Below are 208 nucleotides of genomic sequence, written 5' to 3' on the forward strand. Positions count from 1 at the left end.
TCCGCATGCCGCTCCTCATTGCCTGATGTCTCCTCAAAAATGTCCGCTATGTTCATATAGCCCTCTTCCCTGGCCTGTTTTGCATAAATGCGGTATTTTCCGCTGGCCTGCAGTTCTCCTTGGTAAGCTTTTATCAGATTCCTAAAGGTTTCGCTCTCTCTTAATTCCATCTTCTCTCCGCTGTTTCCTGTTTTACAATATTCTATGT

General features: G+C 44.7%; 1 protein-coding gene. It reads right to left on the reverse strand.

Annotation, left to right across the window (positions count from 1 at the left end; all coding sequences use genetic code 11):
* Nucleotides 1-170 (reverse strand): ferritin family protein (locus HJV72_RS20455; RefSeq protein WP_305798510.1); only part of this gene is annotated, 170 nt, incomplete at its 3' end.
* Nucleotides 171-208: the final 38 nt, after the last annotated feature.

Origin of the sequence: Extibacter sp. GGCC_0201, assembly GCF_017566055.1 — a bacterium.
Classification (GTDB): domain Bacteria; phylum Bacillota; class Clostridia; order Lachnospirales; family Lachnospiraceae; genus Extibacter.